Genomic DNA, 22,410 nt, shown 5'->3' with positions numbered 1-22,410 from the left:
ATTGCAATCAAAAACATTAACAATCCTGTTAATGTTAGTTTTTGAATGACAAATCCATTATAAATTATTTTCTAATTTTTGGTATGATTTAGATTGGATAGGTTCCAAAATGCCGCGATAATTTTTTCGGATAATCGCCTTTTTTGGACACACATTCCTATGTCAAAAGGTTGCATTAAGTTGGTTGACCATTCAGTAATACGCTCTCTTATTCTTTCGGGACTGTTTTCCATCACAACTTTCGGTAATAGGGCAACACCGCAGCCTAATGCCACCATTGAGACAATGGCTTCATGTCCGGCAACGGTGGCATAAATTTTAGGGCTGGTAATTTTCTGTTGCTTAAACCAAAGATCAATACGTTGTCGGCTTGGGCCATGCTCAGGTAAAATGAAAGGGATATTATGCCAATCGGGCTTTTTTTGATGAAGTTTATCACTAAAGGTGCTATTAAGTTTGGGTATTAACAAAACCATTTCAATTTCACCAAATTTTAAAAATTCAACACCAGCAGGCAATTGTTTCGGTTTGCCTGCGATAGCGAGATCCGCCTCGTTAGACTGGACTTTTTCAACGGCATCTGCCGCATCGCCAGTTGATAATTTGATTTCAATCAGTGGGTAATGTATACGAAACTGGTCTAAAATGTCGGGTAAATGGCTGTAAGCGGCTGTCACTGAACAAAAAAGTCTTAATTCACCAATGAGCTGTTGATTGGATAATTCTAACTCTTGTTTTAATTGCTGATGTTGACTAATAACTTGGAGTGCAAAACGTTTGACCTTTTCGCCAACTTGGGTGATTTGAACTTGCCGATTATCACGTATAAAAAGCGGATGACCAAAATAGTCTTCCATGCGTTGGATTTGCCGTGATAAAGTCGATGGGCTAACATGCATAGCATTAGCTGTCATGCCAAAATGACACGTCTCACATAAATGTAAAAATAATTTCAAATCACGAATATTCATAGAAAGTTCCGTTTTGATAAAACTTTTGCGTAGTTCAGCGCTATTTTATACTGTAAATGTACAAATTGGCTAGGCTAGTGAAGATATTATGCAGAGATAATTAAATAAGGAAAATCACAGGTAATACATTCATGGCAATGCATAGCGATACCTGTTAAAATGCTCGATTATTTTTGTACAGGTTAATGAACGTTAATTTTATGACAGAACAAGCTTATTTAGACGAAGTTAATGCTCGTCGCACTTTTGCTATCATTTCGCACCCTGATGCCGGTAAAACCACGATTACCGAAAAGGTTTTGTTATTCGGTCACGCAATTCAAACTGCCGGAACGGTAAAAGGGCGTGGAGCCAATGCGCAACATGCAAAATCTGACTGGATGGAGATGGAAAAACAACGTGGTATTTCTATCACAACTTCTGTGATGCAATTTCCATATAATGATTGTTTAGTCAATTTACTTGATACCCCTGGGCATGAAGACTTTTCGGAAGATACCTATCGCACATTGACAGCAGTGGATAGCTGTTTAATGGTCATTGATGCGGCTAAAGGGGTGGAAGATCGTACTCGTAAATTAATGGAAGTGACACGGTTACGTAATACCCCAATTTTAACTTTTATGAATAAGTTAGACCGTGATATTCGTGATCCAATGGAGCTACTTGACGAAGTTGAAAACGAGCTTAATATCCTATGTGCACCGATCACTTGGCCGATTGGTTGTGGTAAGTTATTTAAAGGCGTGTATCATCTGAAAAAAGATGAAACCTATCTTTATCAATCAGGTAAAGGTCATACTATTCAGGATGTACGTATTATTAAAGGGTTAAATAATCCGGAATTAGATACAGCGGTGGGCGAGGATTTAGCTCTGCAATTGCGGGAAGAGCTGGAACTGGTTCAAGGTGCATCAAATGAGTTTGATTTGGATGCTTTTTTATCTGGTGATTTAACCCCTGTCTTTTTTGGTACAGCGTTAGGTAATTTTGGTGTCGATCATATGCTTGATGGCTTAACTGCTTGGGCGCCAACACCACAACCTCGTCAAACGGATAAGCGAGAAGTGAAATCCTCAGAAGAAAAATTTAGTGGCTTTGTCTTTAAAATTCAAGCCAATATGGATCCAAAACATCGTGACCGAGTTGCTTTTATGCGTATCGTGTCAGGGAAGTATGAAAAGGGCATGAAGTTACGCCATGTGAGGATTGCCAAAGATGTGAATATTTCTGATGCCTTGACATTTATGGCAGGTGATCGTGAACATGTCGAAGAAGCTTATGCAGGCGATATTATTGGATTGCATAATCATGGTACGATTCAAATCGGTGATACGTTTACGCAGGGGGAAGATTTCAAATTTGTTGGTATCCCTAATTTTGCGCCTGAATTGTTCCGACGGATACGATTAAAAGATCCGCTTAAACAAAAACAGCTATTAAAAGGATTGGTGCAGTTGTCAGAAGAGGGGGCTGTACAGGTATTTAGACCCTTATCTAACAATGATTTGATTGTCGGAGCGGTTGGTGTTCTGCAATTTGATGTTGTGGTTGCGCGCTTAAAATCCGAATACAATGTAGAAGCCATTTATGAACCGGTGAACGTCACAACCGCCCGTTGGGTAGAATGTAGTGATGTGAAAAAATTGGAAGAATTTAAACGTAAATGTGAACAAAATTTAGCGCTGGATGGTGGCGATAATCTTTCTTACATTGCACCAAGTATGGTGAATTTGAATTTAACACAGGAACGTTATCCGGATGTTGACTTTAGAAAAACACGTGAGCATTAATGTAAACTTCATTTATCCGTTTTTGGTATAACCGATAATGCCAATTAAGAAGAGCTAGGTGACTAGCTCTTATTTAATCTTCTTCAACATCAAGCCCATTAATAGCAAAACCATCGAAAGAACTCCAGTTTGAAAATACTTCAGTCAAGGCATTAATCATGCCAAATAGCTCATCTTCTTTACCTTCAAAGCTAATTTCTGTGAAGTCCACTATATGATCAGTTGAATTAACATCAGAATTCTCATCATTTGACCCTTCTTCGATTTCATTATTCGTTTGGTCATAGGAGTAATATTTTTCGAATTCTTCACTGAGTATACCATTTTCAAGGGCAATAACGATTTTATGAAGATTTTCATCTCCCCATGATAACCATTTAGCACTGATATCATAAATCAGTTCATAATCAGTACGATAAACCATGATAATATATTTTAAGGAATAAGGTTCAATATACTGGATAATTTGCTTGCTTTGATTAATATCTTTTAACCAAAATGGGACTACAATCTCAATTTTTCCTCCCCAACTTTCACTCAATTTTTTTATCGCTTGCGCCCATTGTTGCCAAATCAGATCTTTATTTTGGTCATAATCACTTAATAAATAGGGTTCTATATCATATTGGATTCCAGCAAGACAAGGTTTATTTATACGTCGCTGACAGAATTGCTTAATTATCTGATTACGTTCAATCGCATTTTGTAAACCACTTTCAAGTATCATTTCTGCTGCTCCTTCAACAGCAATGATCTCAATACCATTTTGAAATGCGATGTCTAAGAGATTTATTAGCTGTTCTTCATATTCAATTTGCTGGTTTTCAATAAATAATTGTAAATAAATCTGATTGATCCCTTTTGATTTTATCTTTGTAATAAATTGGTTAGGTGAGTTATTCCATGTGGTTGCTTTCCAATTCCACATAGCAAGATTGCGGTTTTTTTCCGTATAAGTTAAGTTATTAACCAGTGTATTTGAATGTGTTGATTGTTCAATCTCCAGTTTTGGAAAATTTGAACTATCAGGTTGAGCGGATGTATCAAGTGATAAGGGTTGATTTTGATCAATCATAAATGGAACCGGATCACTCATTGCTACCTGCTCAATAATTTGCGTTGTATTTACCACGGCACTTAAAACCGAATCGCTATTAGGATTCGACAAATCATGTTGCAATGCCGTATCGTATTGGCTCGTTTCGGTGTTTTTAAGGTTGTTCAACATCGACACATTACCCGCAAAAGCCGCAGGCAGGACAGTAATTAGAATAAATAGTACATTGCTTGATAGTCGTTTAATGTTATTTATCAAATTTAACTCTCTCCATTTTTCCCCAAGATAATTTACCTTTTTTCAAACGGAAGAAACCTTTAAATTTCCAATATAAACAGATTTGTCGATAGCCAAAATTATCAATTAGCGAAATAAAAAGTAGTGATACAAAATATCTGATTTTATCTAATCCTCTTAGCAAGAGGCCGTCAATGGCAATGGCAGTCGAGGTGATTAAAATATTGTAACTAATAACAAGTAAAAAATAGGATAAAATTAAATTACCATCGACCACATCAAAATAACAAAAAAGGGGTAATAATACATAACCTAATAATTCAGCAATCGGCCCTAAAATATCGGTTAAAATCGAAAAAGGTAAAAGAATAAAACTTAATCTTTTATATTTTAACTTAAAAGTAAACTCCCGAAAATGCAAATAAGTTTGCAATGCACCAATATGCCAACGTATTCGTTGATTCTTTAATACTTTCCATTTTTCGGGTACTTGAGTCCAGCATACCGCAGTTGGGACATATTCTATTTTATAATTGGCTTTGGTATCATAGATTAGTTTATGTAATTTTACCGTAAAGTCAAAATCTTCACCAACCGAGTCAGCCGAAAATCCACCAATTTTTATGGCTAAATCTCGACGGAACAAGCCAAATGCGCCTGATATAATCGGTAATATTTTAATATGATTCCAGGCCACTTTAGCCATTAAAAATGAACGCATATATTCCAATGCTTGTAATTGAACAATGTATTTTCTTGATAGTTTTATTTTTGTTACCACCCCTTTATTAATCAAACAACTGTTTGCAACTCGAACGGTTCCACCCACGGCAATAGTTTTAGGACTGTAAATAAAAGGAATAACCGCTTTAGTTAATGCATCGGGTTCTAAAATGGAATCAGCATCAATGAGACAAACGATAGGGGCTTGACTTAAATTGATTGCCGCATTATGTGCATCGGCTTTGCCTCCATTGACTTTATCTATCACGCGAAGACGGCTATCTTTTTGAGAGATATAAACCCCTCTTATTTTGGCATGAGATAGGTGATTTTGTTCCACATTATTTAAATGATGGGCGGTTTCTTGTAATCGAAAATGGTCATAAATTAATTGAAAAGTATTGTCGGTTGAGCCATCGTTAATCACAATAATATCAACATTAGGGTATTCCGTTGCGAGCATCGATTCAATACTATCGATAATGGTAACGCTTTCATTATAGGCAGGCATAATAATAGAGATAGCCGGTAAAATACCTTCATTCTTTTTAATATTCTGAATTTTTTTATCGTTATCTCGCGCTTTAATTAGGACATAAACAGAAATGATAAGTTGCAAAAAATAGATGAGCACTTGTAAAAGTCCGACAATCATTATGAGAATAACCAGCACTTCCATGCAAAGCTTGATTGCATAGTATAAATCATTGTTCATAAAGTTTACCCGTGTTTAATTTTGAAAATATTGTTGTTTTTATCGAGGATATGGACAAATCGCTTAGTCGTAAAATCAAAATATTCTGTTATCAATTCTTCAATACTACATATCTTTTCTTGATAGCAGAATTCATTAATAAAATTAAGTAGATAACAGCTGTGAATAATACCGGAAGAACTATTTTGTAAATCGATTAACGATTCATAAAACGCCCGCATATAATCGCGTCTATCTTCTTTGGCTAACATAGCGTAAGGCGTGATATAATTTATAGAAATTTGGGTTAAGATGTTAGAAAGATTATCAACAATTTTGCTAAATTGTTGATTTGCTAGTTCGGTTTCAAACTCTAAAAGCTTATAGGATGGAACTAATCGTAAAAAACAAAATAGACCATTTTGCGATATTGAATTAGACAATAAGATTATGAGTTCAGCAAGAGTCACGTTAGGATTACTGATTGCTAAACTCAGCGCTGCTGCAACAGCAACTTCTTGGTTATGGTTTTTACAAGCATGTTTCAACGCCGCAAAGGTTTGTGTGGAAGGGTAGTAAGACAACATGTTTGCGGCATCAATGCGTTCTTTCGTCGTTCCTTTTTTTAATAAAGTGCGCAATTTTTTTTGAAATACTTCATTTTCAAACAGCGGTAATACCGGTTCAAGCTCATTGAACTGTTTTTCAGCAAAAAAAGCGGCAATTAAGTCAACGGAATTTAATGCATATTTCGATATTTTGCTTGCATAAAAGGCGTTTACTTTACTTTTTTGTGCAATCAAATCGATTAATTTTAGTTTTAAATCATTAAATCTTTTCCGATGATATCTTCGATCAAGATAAATTATTGACGTGATAAAAACAATTATCAGACCAGCAAAAATCATACTGACATTGTAAATATTCATATACCGTATTAAAATGTCCATTTTATACCACATCCTAATGTTTTCTTGTTGTACAAATTACGGTTGCGGTTGGTGTCTTTTCGACCTTCAGCAGTGTAGTTAAATTGAAGACTTAATCTGTCAGACACATCATACGTTAGACCCACGAAATGTGCTTTCGCCTTGATTAATGAATGATTATAGCGGTTAGAACGATCTGATGTTTCTTGAGCATTTGAGTAACCGATAAATAGATGCAATTTTTCGATTGGTGTTGCGGTTAGCTTAATTAGAAAACCGTTGGTATGATTATTATCCTGATCATAAGTATTGTACCACTTACCGGCAATTGATAATCGGTCATTCAAGAAGTATTGCTCAATCCCTGGCGTAATACTTTTGATATTTCCGTCGTTGTAGTGGTCGAACTTTAAATCCAATGTGATATGAAGGGAATTAAAATATTCATTTGTTGATGATAATAATACATAGTCAGCACCACTTGCTAAGGTATAACGTGCAAAGAATTTTTTAGACGTCGCGGTAAAGCCTGATAAGTAGCCGTAAGCACGATCATTTAGCGTATGCCAAAATGTTGTACCAATTCTTTGATCATTCATATTAAAACGATGAGATTGAGCAACATGACCTGTAATCGTACTTGTTTTAGACAGTTTATAAGATAGCGCAAACTCCATTTCGTTCCAGTCTGCATAAGATTTTGTTAAATGACTATGAGTACCAGCAACATTGAGTGTCCAGTAATGAATCGATTTTTTGATGTCAGTGATTGTTTTTTTTAATGTTAACAATTGGGTATCATTGGGTGATTGCGTTAAATAGTGATTGAGTAGTAATTCAGCTTCACTTGGATTATCAATATTTTGTGCTAACACAACGCTGACCAATCCGTATTGGGCATCGACATAATTGGGGGCTAAGACTAAAGCCTTTTGAAACGCTTGTTTTGCTTGATCTAAGTTTTTCAGTGCATAATAGTTAAATCCAAGTTGGACAAGTATGTCTGAATTAGTTGGTGATAGTACAAGCGCAGATTCTAATTTTTGCGCAGCGAGATTAAAATTTTGCATTTTTTTTGCTTCAATGCTTTCATTTAATAATTGTTCTGCTTTGATTGCGTTATTTCCATAAATTGGGTTTGCTAATATAGTAGAACTGTAGGCAAAAAAACTTAGCATTAAGACTAACTTATAAGACATAAAACCACCTTAATTCAATATATTTCAAAATCTATGTTTTTATTTTTATTTGTGTATGAATCAAAGCACTATTGAAATGATGTAAATTAATCAATGAGTTGTTCTGAATCAGCAAAAAATAGAAATCTTAGGTAATATCACAGGATGATGTAATTTTAATTACATGGTTTAGGTTATCCAAACGCGTGGATTATATAAAATACATATAACAAAGAATAGAAATATTTGGTGTAGTTTTGTTTAGTTTGATAGCTATTGTTTATTTATGTTTTTTTGCCCTTAATTGTTGAATTAAGACTATAATAGTTTTTTAAATGGGAAAATTATATGAATAAGATGAAAATTAAATTGATTATTTTTACTGCGTTAGGATTCATTATTTCCAACTCTTCTAGCGCAATTGATAATAAGCTTGTTCACCCTGTATTATTGGAAAAGGTACAACAAAGTGAACGAGATAAACGTCAATATGAAGTGATTGAGTTACCAAACAAAATGCAGGTATTACTGGTGTCTGATCCCAATGCAGTCAAATCGCTTGGCTCACTAGCGCTACCGGTTGGTTCATTGCAAGATCCAAAAGCACAGCAAGGCTTAGCGCATTATACTGAGCACATGGTACTTATGGGCTCAAAAAAGTATCCTAAACCAGCAAGTTTTTCTAAATTTTTAAGCCGTCACACCGGCAGTTATAATGCAAGTACTGCCGCACATCGTACCGCATTTTATTTTGAAGTTGAAAATAGTGCTTTTGATAAAGCATTGGATTATTTAGCTGATGCCATTGCCGAGCCTATCTTAGATCCTAAATTTGCCGATAAAGAACGCAATGCCGTTAATGCCGAATTGACTATGGCACGATCCAATGATGGTTTTAGAATTGAACAAGTTGATGCTGAAACCATTAATCCCGAACATCCTGCATCACAATTTTCAGGGGGTAACTTAGAAACATTAAGTGATAAGCCAGACAGTAAACTACAAGATGCCTTAGTCAATTTTCATCACGATTATTATTCTGCCAATATTATGGTCGGGGTCATTTACAGTAATCAATCGATAAATAAATTGGCAAAATTAGCCGAAGATACCTATGGAAAGATTCCCAATCGCCATACTATTGCGCCAAAAATTGATAAGCTGGCAATGACGTCGGATTCGTTAGGTAAACAAATTTATATGATTCCTGCACAACCTAAAAAGTTGTTGTTATTGCAATTTCCCATTGAAAACAATTTAGCTAAATTTGCCGATAAAAGTGATGAATATATCACTTATTTAATTAGTAACAGTAGCCAAAATACATTATCTGACCAACTTCAAAAACAAGGATTAATCGAAAGTATATCCTCCTCGATTTCACCTAATCGATATGGCAATAGTGGTATTTTTAGTATTAATGTCAGTTTAACCGATGCAGGGCTTAGCCAGAAAGATAAAGTTATTGGCGCTATTTTTAATTATTTGCAGTTAATTCAAAAAGAAGGTGTAACCGAAGCTTATTATGAGGAGTTTAAGAAAGTCTTAGATTTAGGATTTAAATATCAAGATATTGAACGGGATATGTCCTATGTTGAATGGTTATCGGATCAGATGTTGCTATATCCAATTCAAAATGTTCTTAATTCAGATTATATTGCAACGCATTTTGATAAGTCTGCAATTATCGCTCGACTAAAAAGTTTAACTGCCGATAATGCCAGAATATGGACGATTTCACCGAATCAAGCAACCAATAAAACCGCTTATTTTGTTGAAGCGCCTTACAAAATTGATAACATTACTAAAGAAGAAAAATTAAATTGGACAGCGTTAGGTAAAGATTTCTCGTTTACTTTACCAGCGCTCAATCCTTATATCCCCGATGACTTTTCGATTGTAAAGCAAAGTGAAACTCCATTACCAGCCGTTGAGTTTAACAAACGGGGAAATCATATTCATTTAGCTAGTCAATATTTTAAACAAGATCCGAAAGCTGCCATAGTGGTTTCATTGCGCAATAACGAGGCATTTAAAGATGTAAAATCACAGGTCATTTTTTACTTACTTGACTATATTGTCAGTCGAAATTTAGCGCAGTTAGAATTTCAGGCTGGTGTCGCAGGTATGTCTTTATCATGTTCGGGTGATAATGGACTAATGATCACTGCTACAGGCTTTAATCAACATCTGCCAGATATGATAACCGCTATCTTAAATAGCTATCGAAATGTTAATATTGATGAGCAAAGTTTAGCATTAGCGAAATCCTGGTATCTTCAAAAACTTGATGCCGCCGATCATGCTAATAGTTATTTATTATCGATGCAACCAGTTAAAGCTTTATCTTATATTCCTTACTTCGAACGCAGTGATAAACGCCGAATAACAGCAGATATCAGTGTGAATGATGTATTGGCTTATCGTGATAAGTTACTGTCAAAATCCGTTCCTTATATGATCAGTTTAGGGAATATATCGAACGATAATTCACTCAAACTTTATCAGGAAATACAAAAAACGTTGGATGCGAATATCGAGTTTGAACCAAAACCAACGATAAAAATAACATCGACACAGACAGCAAAAATTACGCAACATGCAACTTCGAGCGACAATGCTTTAATGATTGGATATATTCCAGCGAATTATAGTGAAATCGAGGGACAAGTTTTAAGTTATACGCTGACCAAAATGATTGAACCTTCTTTTTATGAGCAGTTGCGCAGTAACGAGCAGCTTGGTTATGCCGTGTTTACCATTCCGTTTACCATAGGTGAATCGTCAGGATTAGGATTTTTAATTCAAAGTAATCAGTATGATCCTGATTATTTACTTAAACGCTATCAAGATTTTTATCCTAACATGTTAAGTAAATTGAAAGAATTATCCGATCAAGATGTTGAGCAATATAAAAAAGGCGTGCTCAATGAATTGACAATGCCGCCACAAACGCTAGAGGAAGAATTAAATCTTTATCTGTCAGATTATCGTTTATCACGCTTTAAATTTGATTCACGTGAGAAAAAAATCAATCAATTGAAAAAAATTACCCAACAAGATTTGATTAACTTTTATACCCATTCTGTTATGGAGCATAAAGGTTTAGTACTAGCGTCGCAAGTACTGGGTAAACCTTTAGAAGATTCCAAAGTACCACAAGCTATTAATGGTAATGAGTTGACGGATTTTGACAATGCTTCAAGTTTACAACATTCTTTGTTAAGTGAAATGACTAAATAATTTTGATGTTAATAAGGTTTGTTAAAACAGAATGTAGAATCACATAACTGAAATAAAAATAAGGTAATTTTCAACCGAAATTACCTTATTTTTTATCTGAATTTTTAGTTAAATTGAATATTAATGGTAATAATCAATAGTATTATCTTCATTATGGTGGTCATTTGAACCTGGTATCGCTCGGGATCGTTCGATTGGCACGTAACTACCACTTGGCGTTTCAACTTGGCATTCACTTAAATAGATTGAGTATTTGGTGTTGGCATGCATACTTTCACCACGAAAATAACAGTGAACCGCACTAAATAAGTGATTTCGACACAATATTGCAATAGCAAGCCAAACCACAAGAATAGCAATAGCCACCCATTTTAAACGCCGCCAAAGAAACGACCAAAATCCTTGTTTACGAAAACGGCAATAAACAAAAATGAGGATAATAACGGCAACAAATCCTAACGCTTCAAATAACCAAAATAGCCACATACCATTTTCTCCTGAATTAGCTATAATTTGTGACTATTTTATACTAAGTTACAACCATGATCCATTGCGAATGATACCCACAGCTATGCCTTCAATAGCAAAATTTTGTTGTTCAAGATCAACCAAAATCGGAGAAAATTCACTATTTTCGGCAATCAGATGAACATATCGACCTTGACGAGATAAGCGTTTAACTGTCACTTCATCTTCAATGCGTGCCACAATAACTTGTCCATTTTTGACATCCTGAGTTTTATGCACCGCCAGTAGATCACCATCCAATATACCGATATCTTTCATTGACATTCCCTGTACACGTAATAAAAAATCGGCATTGGGTTTAAATAAATTGGGATCCACTTGATAATAACTTTCAATATGTTCTTGAGCAAGAATCGGTGAACCGGCTGCTACTTGACCAATAAGCGGTAGACCTTCCGCTTCATTTTTTTCATGATTTTCAAGTAACAGGCGGATACCTCTTGATGAGCCGGCAATCATTTCAATAGCGCCTTTTTTGGCTAAAGCTTTTAAATGCTCTTCTGCTGCATTAGCTGAACGAAAACCTAATATTTTAGCTATTTCTGCTCGTGTTGGTGGCATTCCGGTAGTCTGAATATTATCTTTGATTAAATCATAAATTTGCTGTTGGCGTTCAGTTAATGGTCTCATTCGATTTTCCTGTTTATTTATACAGATATATGTGATTATATACAGCTAAGTTAATAATGCCAACCCTTTCTTTCATTGATTTTTATTTTATTTCTGCTCAACAAGGTTTAATTGTGTTTATTAAGGTGAATGTTATCTGACTTTTGTTACAAAATAACGGAGGTTGAATTTTAACCTCTATATCAACAATAAATGATAATAGTTTAAATATATTCATAATGTTATAAAAAATGATTGTGCGTTTAATTTTGTATATTGGATTGGACTGTTTTACGATGTGTTTTCCTTGTTTTGTTTCAGAGATTAAGGTTATATAATGAAGGTCAGTAGTATGATATACTACGCAAAATTGTTTTTTTAATTGGAATTGTCTCATGCCTTATGTTGTTGCACTCAGTGGTGGAATTGCCAGTGGTAAAAGTACCATTGCACATCTATTTGCTGATTTAGGGGTTCCAATTATTGATGCTGATATTATTGCTCGCCAAATTGTAAAAAGTGGCACCTTAGCATTTTCTCAAATTGTTAAACATTTTAGTCAAGAAATTGTCTTACCTGACGGTGAATTGGATCGTCGTCAATTAAGAGAAATTATTTTTAATAATGACCATGAACGTCTTTGGTTGAACAGTTTATTACATCCGATTATACAGCAAGAAACCCAAGCTCAAATTGAAAAGCAAACTGCTGATTATGTCATTTGGGTGGTACCATTACTTGTTGAAAATAATTTACATCATTTTGCTGATCGCGTATTAATGATAGATATACCTGAATCATTGCAATTAGAACGTCTTATGAATCGTGATCATATTGTTGAGTCATTAGCCCGAAAAATGATATTTTCACAGGTTTGTTCTGGCAAACGTTTGTCGTATGCTGATGATATTATTATTAACAATGATGATTTAGATTCATTAAAACAGCAGGTTTGTAAATTACATCAACAATATTTAAAAAATTCAAAAATTAAGAATGGATAAGTATGAATAATATTATTTTTGAACATCCTTTAAATGAAAAAATGCGTACTTGGTTACGATTAGAATTTTTATTAAAACAAATTAATACGCATTGTCATTTGAATGAAAATAATGCGCTACTCTTTTTCCATGCCTTATCTGAACTTCTTGAGATAATAGAGCGTAGTGATGTCAGAGGGGAACTCATTAAAGAAATTGAATCACAAAAACAAAAACTGATTTCATGGATGAATATTGATGGTGTTGATAAGGATCTAATCAGTGATTTAATCCTCCGATTCGATTCGTTTTTAGTCAAATTTAATGCAACCGCTCGTTTAGGGCAGTCATTAAAAGACGACCGTTTTATTACGTCAATAAGGCAACGTTTAACCATTCCGGGTGGGTGTTGTAGTTTTGATCTGCCTTTCTTTTATTTATGGTTGAAACTGTCTCAAGAAACACGAAACCTTCAGGTAAGAAATTGGCTGCAACAGTTGTCTTTATTAGATGAGGCATTATCTTCTTGTATGCAACTTATAAGACAGCTGGGCGAGTTTAAAAAATATCATTGTAGTAACAATTTTTTTCAAGAAACTAACGGAGAAATTAACTTAATTCGTGTTCGTGTTTCATTAGATAAAAATGTTTATCCTCAAGTATCGGGACATATGTCACGGTATAGTATCCGTTTTTTACCCCTTGAAACTTGTGAAAACACAACACATGATTCGATTGAATTTGAACTAGCTTGTTGTTAGTTATGGTAAAGTCTATTTTGAAGAAACTGAAATGAGTAATCAAACACACACTTTTGTAAATTGTCCGACTTGTCAAAAACAAGTCGAATGGTCAGACGTTAGTCCTTATCGACCTTTTTGTAGTAAACGTTGCCAACTTATTGATCTCGGTGACTGGGCAACGGAAGAACACCGTATTGCTGATAAAGAGATAAGCGAACAAGATCATTGGAGCGAAGATGATAAATTCAACTCTTCAGGTAATCAGTAATGAAAATTTTGGGTATTGAAACATCTTGCGATGAAACAGGGGTGGCGATTTATGATGATCAACATGGATTGCTTGCCAATCAACTTTATTCACAAGTCAAGTTACATGCTGATTATGGTGGAGTGGTACCGGAACTTGCATCACGTGATCACATTCGTAAAACCGTACCACTGATTCAAGCGGCCTTAAAAGAAGCTAATTTAACTTCGCGCGATATTGATGGTGTGGCTTATACGGCTGGGCCCGGATTAATTGGAGCATTAATGGTAGGAGCCTCGATTGGGCGATCACTCGCTTATGCGTGGAATGTGCCTGCGATTGCCGTCAATCATATGGAAGGTCATTTACTTGCTCCTATGCTTGAAGATAATCCGCCAGCGTTTCCTTTTGTGGCTTTATTAGTTTCAGGGGGACACACTCAACTTTTCAGTGTGACTGGAGTAGGGGAATATCAGCTACTTGGCGAATCCATTGATGATGCAGCAGGTGAAGCATTTGATAAAACTGCTAAATTGCTAGGGATTGATTATCCTGGAGGAGCGAAATTATCAAAATTAGCTGAGCAAGGATTATCTTCTCGATTCCATTTTCCTCGACCGATGACAGATAGACCAGGTTTTGATTTTAGTTTTTCTGGTCTTAAAACAGCCACAGCCAATACCATTCATCAGCATAGTCAAAATAATGCGATTGATGAACAAACCAAAGCCGATATTGCCCGTGCTTTCGAAGATGCGTTAGTCGATACTTTGGTCATTAAATCCCGACGAGCACTTGATCATACGGGATTTAACCGTTTAGTCATTGCTGGTGGTGTGAGTGCCAATAAGCCTTTGCGTGACAAATTAACACAATTAATGCAACAGCGAAAAGGAGAAGTTTTTTACCCTAGAGTTGCGTTTTGTACCGATAATGGTGCGATGATAGCTTATGCTGGTATGATTCATTTGCAATCTAAAGAAGGTAATGAACTGGCTATTGAGGTAAATCCTCGATGGGCTTTAAATATATCCAACAGTTAGTGTTGGATATATTTAGTTGGATTAGAAAAGAGCATGTTTAATTATCGGAATTAGTGAGTTTATTGGTGTTTTCAGATTGCATTGCAACGAGTTTTTCTAGATTTCTATTGATACTAAAAGTCACACAGATTAATTCGAAGCCAATACGTGTAACAATAGCCCCGCTAATTAAACAGAACAATCCATAAAAAAAATTACCTTGGAATATATTGAATAAACAACTCAGAACGACGCAAGCTAACGATAACCAGTACAGAATGGTTAATATACTTGGCATGATTAAACGATTAAAGAAAAGTAAATCTATAGGTTTAAAATCTTTCATATCTTTCCCCAATGTAGTTTCACATAAATTTAGGTTATTAAAGCATATAAAAAGCTAAACTATAGGATGATTATCTAAAATAATCGTTGTATATTAGAGTACATTTTTTAGAGGAAATCAATGCAATTAAAGATTAAATATTTATGAAAACTTATATTACTGGCAAAGATGCCGCCCTTGAAGATTCAATCCACTATTTCCATCAACAATTAGCTAAATATCAATTAGACGTTAAAGAGGCGTCTTGGCTTAATCCCGTTGCTAATGTTTGGTCAGTTCATATACAAAATACCCAATGTCCTTTATGCTTTGCTAATGGTAAAGGCGCAAGTAAAAAAGCCGCACTTGCATCGGCTTTAGGTGAATATTTTGAACGGTTATCAACTAATTATTTCTTTTCCGATTTTTATTTGGGAAAACAAGCAGCAACGGCTAATTTTGTTCACTATCCAACGGAAAAATGGTTTGCAGTGCCTGAGGATAATACTTTGCCAGAAGGCCTGTTATCGGAAAAATTATTACAATTTTATGATCCAGAACAAGAATTAAACGCAACCGATCTCATCGATTTACAGTCAAGTAATCGTGAACGTGGTATTTGTGCTTTACCATTTGTTTCTCAAACAGATCAAACAATTGTTTATGTTCCAGTAAACTTAATTGCTAATTTATATGCTTCAAATGGTATGTCTGCCGGTAATACACGTAATGAAGCCAGAGTGCAAGGTTTATCTGAAATTTTTGAACGCTACGTTAAAAATAAAATTATTGCTGAAGCAATCAGTTTACCGACGATTCCAAAAGAAGTGATTGATCGCTACCCAAGTGTGTTAGCATCAATTGAATCACTTGAAAATGAAGGATTTCCACTTTATTGTTTTGATGCGTCTCTCGGCGGTAAATATCCTGTGATTTGTGTGGTGTTATTTAATCCTCACAATGGCACTTGTTATGCTTCTTTTGGTGCTCACCCTAATTTTGGTGTTGCACTAGAAAGAACGGTGACCGAACTATTACAAGGCAGAAGTTTAAAAGATCTTGATGTTTTCTCACCACCAAGTTTTGATAATGATGAAATTGCGGATTTAAGTAACTTAGAAACCCATTTTATTGATTCAAGTGGTTTAATATCATGGGATTTATTTAAACAACAAGCCGATTTTGAATTTGTAGATTGGGATTTTTCGGGAACAACCGAACAAGAATTTAATAATCTTATGGCAATTTTCCATGAACAAAATACCGAAGTATTAATTATGGACTATGAGCACTTAGGGGTATATGCTTGCCGTATATTGGCGGTCGGTATGTCCGAAATTTATCCGCCTGAAGATCTTTTAATTGCCAATAACAACATGGCGATACATCTTCGTGATCTTATTTTATCACTACCAGTAAAAAACTATTCTGCTGAACAATATCTTGCCATTATTGAACAATTGGATGAAGAAGGATTAGATGATTTTGCACGAATTCGTGAACTGCTTGGTATCGCTACAGGCAAAGATAACGCTTGGTTAACATTACGAGTTGGTGAGCTAAAAGCAATGCTTGCATTAGCCGCTCAGGATTTAGAACAGGCTAAACTATGGATTGATTGGACGATAGAAATGAATGAATCTATTTTGTCAGCTGAAAGAAATCATGATTATCGTTGTTTACAAACGTTGGTGAATTTTATTCTTCAACGTGATGCAAGCCAATTCCGTGATTATCAAAAGGCCTTTAATAAAATGTATGGTCAAGCTTGTGTTGATAAAATGTGGCAATATGCCCTTGGCGAAAAAACATTTTACGGTCTAAAAGACGCTTTAGTGACTGCTAAATCAGTTGATGATGATGTTGAACAATTTGCCATGCATCAAAAATTATTAGCTGTGTATCATAAATTGCATCAAGCTATGCAATAAAGTGCTATAAAGTTAATTAATTCATCCACCCAATTAAATTGGTGGATGAATTAAACGTTAAGCTTGTCTGGCAAAGTCGGCAGCTTGCTTAACCAGTTCTTCACTCGGTCTTACTCCCGTATATAAGTAAAACTGTTCAAGGGCTTGTAAAACTGCAACATCTGCGCCTGAAATCCTTATTTTGTTTAATCGATTGGCATAACTCATCAAAGGTGTTTCAACCGGCATGGCAACCACATCAAAAACAATATCGGCATGGTTAATCATGCTGTCTGGAAAAGCTAAATGATTTTCCTCATTTCCGCCCTGCATCCCGATAGGCGTGACATTAATTATCAATTTTGCTTGTTCGGGTGAAATTTCAATTTCATCTTTTACCCAACGATAATTGTATCGTTTTGCTAACGCTTCTCCTTTTTCTTGATTACGTGCAGCAATAATTCCATGGGTAAAACCTGCATCGAAAAAGGCGCCAATCACGGCATTAGCCATACCACCACTGCCTTTTAATACAAATGGGGTCGTGTTATCAATATGATGTAAAGCAATCAGTTTTGCAACAGCGATATAGTCTGTGTTATAGCCTTTCAAATGATAGTCAGTATTCACAATAGTGTTAACTGAATGGATAGATTTAACGGATTCATCGAGTTCATCAAGAAATTCAATGCAGGCTTGTTTATAAGGCATAGAAATGGCGCAGCCACGAATTGCTAACGCTTTAATGCCATATATTGCATCTTTTAAATTATTAGTCGTAAAAGCTTTATAAAGATAATTGAGATCGAGTTTCTCATATAAAAAGTTATGAAATCGAGTTCCAAAATTGCTTGGTCTGGCAGCCAATGACATACAAACAATCGTATCTTTATTGATAATTCTTGCCATTTTTATTGTTCCTTGTGATCATGTTCATCTATTTTTTAATTTTAACACTTTCTCGATTTAGACGTATTGAATTATGGTAGCAAATAATACAGGCCCTAACATACAACAAGAAAAAGCCACCGTTAGCACAATGATTTATCTTTATTGTCACAAACAGCATCATGTTCCTAACAATCAGCTATGTGATGAGTGTAATGATTTATTAAAATATGCAATGCAACGCTTAACCTTATGCCGATTTGGTGAGGATAAAACAACCTGTGAACGTTGTCCAAAACATTGTTATCGTAAAGATTATAAACAAAAAATAAAGCAAGTGATGCGTTTCTCAGGCCCAAGAATGATGATTTATCATCCTATTATGGCCCTCAAACATCTTTATAAAAATTTGACTAAGCAATAATTTTCGCAATCAATTTTGCGACATCATTTAAGGTCACAAAGGATAAATGTGAAGGCGCTATTATAAAAATTAAAAAACGTTAAAATCCATATTTACCATTAAACAGGTTTAAATTTATATCCGTCTGTTTTAAAAAGTAAAAATTGGTTATAATGGCACACTATATTATATTGTTCAGATAACTCGTAAAATATCGTCATTATGATAATGGGTGTTCACAATTAAAAGTAGAGATAGTCATAAATAACTATTTTCTGTTTTATTTAATGACATAAAACATAAGGATGATGAATATTTAAACATTTTGATCCATACGCAAATGAATGGGCTCACAATCAAAGTTATCGGTGATCATTTCGTTAGCAGTTAAAAAGTTTAAGTATCTAAAGCCCTTTTTTAAGGTAATTTAATAATGAAGAAGATATCAATAATTTTTATATTATTAGCACATTTGTCGTTTGTTATTCAAGCCCAAGAGTATCAATATAATGATTTTGGTATCACCAAATCCTTTGAATTTGGACCAAGTAATTCTAAAAATTCATCAAATCAGCAACGTGATATTATAGAAGCGATCTATTTTGAGAAAGATGTACAATTATCATGGAACAGTAGTATTGACGATTTTGATATTGATTTCTTTTTTGTTAATAATAAAAACGATAAAAAAACGGTGGAAATTCTGGTAAATAATATCCAAAATACAGAGTGGGTTTATTTACCAACCAAATTGAAATTAAATGAATTAACTAAGGGAGATATTGCTTTTTTGTATCTTATACAACTTAAGAATATCGAGCCGAATAGTTGTTTGCATCACTATTTTGATGTTTACGGTTATTCAAATTCAAAGTATCCTGAAGGAATTTTGGATTATTTAGATTACAATCGTTTAGAAGTTCAAAATAAAATGCGGATTTGTTTATCAGATAAAGGCTATTTGTAGTCAAGTTTAACTAAATATTGATAAGTCATTGTCTCGGTATGCTCAAAAAGAGAGCGAAATCTTGTACCGTCAATAAGTCGCACCATTTAATGAATTTTTTGCCTTTCCTTGATAACCTAAATTTTTTAAAGTGCAGTGCCTTTAGTGGGTATCGTTAATTTTAGGGTATCAACGCCTTCTAGTTGCAGAAGTTTAATTTTTTTATCAATGCCACCTGCATAACCGGTTAAACTGCCGTTACTGCCAATGACTCGATGACAAGGAATAATAATGGATAGTGGATTACGCCCAACTGCTCCGCCGACAGCTTGGCTTGACATACTTGCAAGTTGATTGGTTTTCGCAATTTGTTTAGCTATATCGCCATATGTGATGAGTTCACCATAAGGAATTTTACAAAGAATATCCCAAACTTGATGACGAAAAGACGTACCAATCGGGGCTAAATCAAGTTGATTGATAGCCGGATTTTTTCCTGAAAAGTAGTGATCAAACCATTTTTTTGTGTGGTTAAAGATGGGTAAGTTAGGTTTGCTTTCAAGGGGAGCATTGACGGTATCACCAAAATATTTTTGTCCTTCAATCCATACAGCAACAAGTTGATTGTTTCGGCTTGCCAGCGTAATTAACCCTAATGGTGAAACGTAATCGGTTGAATAAAACATATAAACCTTAAAATTTGGAGCTCAACATTAAAATTAAATTATGCTTGTTTATTCACTAAATTTCTAGTTTTTTGTTGATATTGCCGATTATATTTTGTTATTTGGCTTACCTAAGCAAGCCAAATAAAATTAAGACGTTATTTTGTGCTTTGTTTCCCTTTTTCGACATAACTCATATCGCCAAAACTTTCGACAATAAATTTACCTTCATCGGTATAACGAATTTTGGTAACACTGGCATTGCCTAATGGAGAGGTGATTGGAGCATCAAGCAGATCTTCTACCATAGACATAATCGCAATACCATGTGAAACAACTAATACGTTACCACCACCTTGTGCTTTTGCTGATTCAGCAATGGTTTTTAATGCGACTTCCATTCTTTTTTTAACTTGCTGATAATTTTCTGCTTGTCCTGATTTTTCAACCGCAGCCACGGCATCTAACATTTTTTGTAGTGTTATTTTACCTTTAGCAAGATCAGCCATTAAATCCTTGTCAGAAGGATATCCTAAATGTTGCGCAGCAGGAGTCCACATATTGGGATCTAGATCGCCTTCAAAATCGCCAAAGCAGGCTTCACGTAGTGCTTCCATTTCATTAATTGCCAATGTATCACCTTTACTTTCTAAGATAATACGTGCTGTTTGTCGTGCACGGCCTAAGTCACTTGAATAGGCAGTAATAAATTCGACATCTTTTAAGCCTTGTCCTAATTGTTCAGCAACTTCTATACCAGACTGAATTAATGGTGTATCAGACCATCCTTGAGCACGATGAACGTTGTTAAACATGGTTTTACCATGACGGGTTAAATAGATTGTCACTTCACTGGCAAAAGCTTGTGAAATTGATATGACCATAACAAAAAGTAGGCTAATAAATTGAATAGATTTTTTCATGTTTCATCCTTTATTTAACAAAATTTTAAAATAAATTAAATCGATAATCGATAACAGTTTCCGCTGATAAGGTTGGGGAACGTTGTGCTCTTCCATGTTTCAGGTTTGGTGTCGCATCTGAGGCACTCATCGTTTTGTAAGACCATCCATAACCAAATTTAGATAAAATCGAGAGATTTTTAAACATGCCAGAACTCGGTTTCCAAATATTAAAAATGTTGATCTCACCATTTTTTAATCGGTCATGCTTATAATTAAATTTAGCATAGTTCATATACAATCCAGTGGTATTATCCTTAATAAAATCATAATTTAATACGGCGGTGAAAACAAGTTCCCCATCGCGCATGTAATCTGCTGCTGCGGCGGCAAGTCCATTAAAACGACCACGGTTATTTTTACCGATATGGCGTCCATAATACCCAAGAGCGTTATGTTTATTTGCATCGGTATAGGCGAGCCCCACTTTGATGCTCCAGTCTTCTTCTTTCCATTCAATGTCGGTTGCATAGTGCCATGCATGGGAATCAAACTCTTTTCTATTTTGTTTCATGGCATCATAATTTTTCATCGCATAGCTACCATAAAATTGTGAACCCAAAGTTAAATTTTTAACGGGTTTATAAGATAATTCAATTGCATGCCGTCTTAAGTAATCTTTGGCGACACCATAAGAATAGTCGATTTTGGTATCACTATCTTTATAAGCCATTTCAACTGTTGAGATGTGATCAATGACTTTTTTACGATCGTTTGTTAAAAAGTGAACTTTTTGGGCGGATTCACGGGGTAGGGCACTGTCTAAACGACCAAATGAAAAGGCAAAGTCATCATATTTTAATATGCCACTAAATCCGAGATAGCTGTTTCGTGTTAAATGTTGTGAAGAGCTAATGATGCCTAAATCTTTCACACTATGCCAGCCCACTTTACCGTTAAAATTTATCCTATCTTCACCCAGTTTTATTTTTATATAACGCTGAGTAAATTTATTAAAGCCATGCGCATTGTGTTTACTATAACCTTTACCGTGGTTATAAAGTAGATTACGGGTTGCAAAATAGTCACTTGCACCCAGTTTTATTGCATTGTCATAAGTAATATCAAATCCAAGTGTATCAAACAGATAACCCGATTTATAATTGAACGTGAAAACTTGTCCCCAAGCACTGTGTACTTCTTTTGGTTGAGCCGCATTTTCTTTTAAATATTTCCAATGATTACGGGTAGAAAAATCAAGTTTACTATCGGTGATAAAAGCATTCTCTATAAAGCTAGGTTGTAAATGATTATTGGATATTGGGTTTGCGAGAACGGAATAAGACATGATATTAAATAATGCGAAGGTTAAATATCTTATTTTCATTTTTATATCCTTTTTTTAATTATCAAA

Annotated in this window: 21 protein-coding genes; 9 read left to right on the top strand and 12 right to left on the bottom strand. The window is 34.8% G+C overall.

From position 1 onward, the window contains the following. Positions 1–71 precede the first annotated feature (71 nt). Complete coding sequence (ilvY, locus tag ACGH46_RS09205) at positions 72–971, bottom strand: HTH-type transcriptional activator IlvY (RefSeq protein WP_267352206.1); 900 nt, start codon at positions 969–971, stop codon at positions 72–74. 200 nt (positions 972–1,171) lie between these two features. Between ilvY and prfC the strand changes: the two genes are divergently transcribed. After that, positions 1,172–2,764 (top strand): peptide chain release factor 3, encoded by a 1,593-nt coding sequence (gene prfC / locus ACGH46_RS09200; RefSeq protein ID WP_411605390.1) that lies wholly within the window; start codon positions 1,172–1,174, stop codon positions 2,762–2,764. A gap of 73 nt (positions 2,765–2,837) precedes the next feature. Here prfC and ACGH46_RS09195 read toward each other — a convergent pair whose 3' ends face one another. The 4 genes from ACGH46_RS09195 to ACGH46_RS09180 are packed head-to-tail and all read right to left on the bottom strand — an operon-like array spanning position 2,838 to position 7,603. Next, entirely contained in the window at positions 2,838–4,079 is a 1,242-nt protein-coding gene (locus ACGH46_RS09195; RefSeq protein WP_411605388.1) for a hypothetical protein, read from the bottom strand. After that, on the bottom strand, positions 4,069–5,496 hold the full coding sequence (locus tag ACGH46_RS09190) for a glycosyltransferase family 2 protein (protein WP_267352203.1): 1,428 nt from the start codon (positions 5,494–5,496) through the stop codon (positions 4,069–4,071). Before ACGH46_RS09190 ends, ACGH46_RS09195 begins: the two co-directional genes overlap by 11 nt. Before the next feature lie 5 nt (positions 5,497–5,501). After that, positions 5,502–6,425 carry a hypothetical protein gene (locus ACGH46_RS09185; protein ID WP_267352202.1) on the bottom strand — a complete coding sequence of 308 codons (924 nt, stop codon included), beginning with the start codon at positions 6,423–6,425 and terminating at the stop codon, positions 5,502–5,504. After that, positions 6,413–7,603: a YaiO family outer membrane beta-barrel protein gene (locus ACGH46_RS09180; RefSeq protein WP_411605387.1), complete on the bottom strand. Its 1,191-nt coding sequence runs from the start codon at positions 7,601–7,603 to the stop codon at positions 6,413–6,415. The genes ACGH46_RS09185 and ACGH46_RS09180 overlap by 13 nt, the downstream gene beginning before the upstream one ends. Before the next feature lie 327 nt (positions 7,604–7,930). Between ACGH46_RS09180 and ptrA the strand changes: the two genes are divergently transcribed. Further along, entirely contained in the window at positions 7,931–10,825 is a 2,895-nt protein-coding gene (gene ptrA / locus ACGH46_RS09175; protein WP_411605385.1) for a pitrilysin, read from the top strand. A 120-nt stretch (positions 10,826–10,945) separates the two neighbouring features. Here the strand turns inward: ptrA and ACGH46_RS09170 are convergent, their stop codons facing one another. Both ACGH46_RS09170 and lexA read right to left on the bottom strand, forming a co-directional pair. Further along, positions 10,946–11,311: a hypothetical protein gene (locus ACGH46_RS09170; protein ID WP_267352199.1), complete on the bottom strand. Its 366-nt coding sequence runs from the start codon at positions 11,309–11,311 to the stop codon at positions 10,946–10,948. A gap of 48 nt (positions 11,312–11,359) precedes the next feature. After that, positions 11,360–11,983, bottom strand: a complete 624-nt coding sequence (lexA, locus tag ACGH46_RS09165; protein WP_267352198.1) for a transcriptional repressor LexA — start codon at positions 11,981–11,983, stop codon at positions 11,360–11,362. A gap of 374 nt (positions 11,984–12,357) precedes the next feature. Between lexA and coaE the strand changes: the two genes are divergently transcribed. Genes coaE through tsaD form a run of 4 tightly spaced genes read left to right on the top strand, consistent with a single transcriptional unit; the run spans position 12,358 to position 14,978 of the window. After that, the gene (gene coaE / locus ACGH46_RS09160) at positions 12,358–12,966 is read left to right on the top strand and encodes a dephospho-CoA kinase (RefSeq protein WP_267352197.1); all 609 of its coding nucleotides are present in this window, start codon (positions 12,358–12,360) and stop codon (positions 12,964–12,966) included. Between the two features lie 2 nt (positions 12,967–12,968). Beyond that, positions 12,969–13,706 (top strand): cell division protein ZapD, encoded by a 738-nt coding sequence (zapD, locus tag ACGH46_RS09155; RefSeq protein ID WP_267359265.1) that lies wholly within the window; start codon positions 12,969–12,971, stop codon positions 13,704–13,706. Between the two features lie 31 nt (positions 13,707–13,737). Next, on the top strand, positions 13,738–13,956 hold the full coding sequence (yacG, locus tag ACGH46_RS09150; RefSeq protein WP_267359266.1) for a DNA gyrase inhibitor YacG: 219 nt from the start codon (positions 13,738–13,740) through the stop codon (positions 13,954–13,956). Then, positions 13,956–14,978: a tRNA (adenosine(37)-N6)-threonylcarbamoyltransferase complex transferase subunit TsaD gene (tsaD, locus tag ACGH46_RS09145; RefSeq protein ID WP_267359268.1), complete on the top strand. Its 1,023-nt coding sequence runs from the start codon at positions 13,956–13,958 to the stop codon at positions 14,976–14,978. Before yacG ends, tsaD begins: the two co-directional genes overlap by 1 nt. A 37-nt stretch (positions 14,979–15,015) precedes the next feature. On the opposite strand, the gene ACGH46_RS09140 is transcribed toward tsaD, so the two are convergent. Continuing rightward, entirely contained in the window at positions 15,016–15,303 is a 288-nt protein-coding gene (locus ACGH46_RS09140; RefSeq protein ID WP_267359269.1) for a DUF4282 domain-containing protein, read from the bottom strand. A gap of 143 nt (positions 15,304–15,446) precedes the next feature. Here ACGH46_RS09140 and ycaO point away from each other — a divergent pair, with 143 nt between their 5' ends. Then, a complete protein-coding gene (gene ycaO, locus ACGH46_RS09135) occupies positions 15,447–17,213 on the top strand; it encodes a 30S ribosomal protein S12 methylthiotransferase accessory factor YcaO (protein WP_267352194.1) in 1,767 nt (588 codons plus the stop codon). A gap of 57 nt (positions 17,214–17,270) precedes the next feature. Here the strand turns inward: ycaO and ACGH46_RS09130 are convergent, their stop codons facing one another. Further along, positions 17,271–18,092 carry a shikimate 5-dehydrogenase gene (locus tag ACGH46_RS09130; protein WP_411605417.1) on the bottom strand — a complete coding sequence of 274 codons (822 nt, stop codon included), beginning with the start codon at positions 18,090–18,092 and terminating at the stop codon, positions 17,271–17,273. A gap of 82 nt (positions 18,093–18,174) precedes the next feature. Between ACGH46_RS09130 and ACGH46_RS09125 the strand changes: the two genes are divergently transcribed. After that, positions 18,175–18,504, top strand: coding sequence for a nitrous oxide-stimulated promoter family protein (locus tag ACGH46_RS09125; RefSeq protein WP_267352192.1), 330 nt, complete (start codon positions 18,175–18,177; stop codon positions 18,502–18,504). Between the two features lie 412 nt (positions 18,505–18,916). Beyond that, positions 18,917–19,450, top strand: coding sequence for a hypothetical protein (locus ACGH46_RS09120; RefSeq protein WP_267352191.1), 534 nt, complete (start codon positions 18,917–18,919; stop codon positions 19,448–19,450). 125 nt (positions 19,451–19,575) lie between these two features. On the opposite strand, the gene ACGH46_RS09115 is transcribed toward ACGH46_RS09120, so the two are convergent. The 3 genes from ACGH46_RS09115 to ACGH46_RS09105 form a co-directional block, all read right to left on the bottom strand. Then, positions 19,576–20,115 (bottom strand): methylated-DNA--[protein]-cysteine S-methyltransferase, encoded by a 540-nt coding sequence (locus ACGH46_RS09115; protein ID WP_267352190.1) that lies wholly within the window; start codon positions 20,113–20,115, stop codon positions 19,576–19,578. Positions 20,116–20,252: 137 nt separating this feature from the next. Continuing rightward, the gene (locus tag ACGH46_RS09110; RefSeq protein ID WP_267359281.1) at positions 20,253–21,017 is read right to left on the bottom strand and encodes a histidine phosphatase family protein; all 765 of its coding nucleotides are present in this window, start codon (positions 21,015–21,017) and stop codon (positions 20,253–20,255) included. 25 nt (positions 21,018–21,042) lie between these two features. Then, a complete protein-coding gene (locus tag ACGH46_RS09105) occupies positions 21,043–22,383 on the bottom strand; it encodes an OprD family outer membrane porin (protein ID WP_411605382.1) in 1,341 nt (446 codons plus the stop codon). Between the last annotated feature and the right edge of the window lie 27 nt (positions 22,384–22,410).

It is taken from the genome of Gilliamella sp. CG22 (assembly GCF_046635725.1).
In the GTDB taxonomy this organism is placed as follows: Bacteria; Pseudomonadota; Gammaproteobacteria; order Enterobacterales; family Orbaceae; genus Gilliamella; species Gilliamella apicola_I.
The sequence above is the reverse complement of the archived record's forward strand: the minus strand, read 5'-3'. Positions and strand labels throughout refer to the sequence as shown.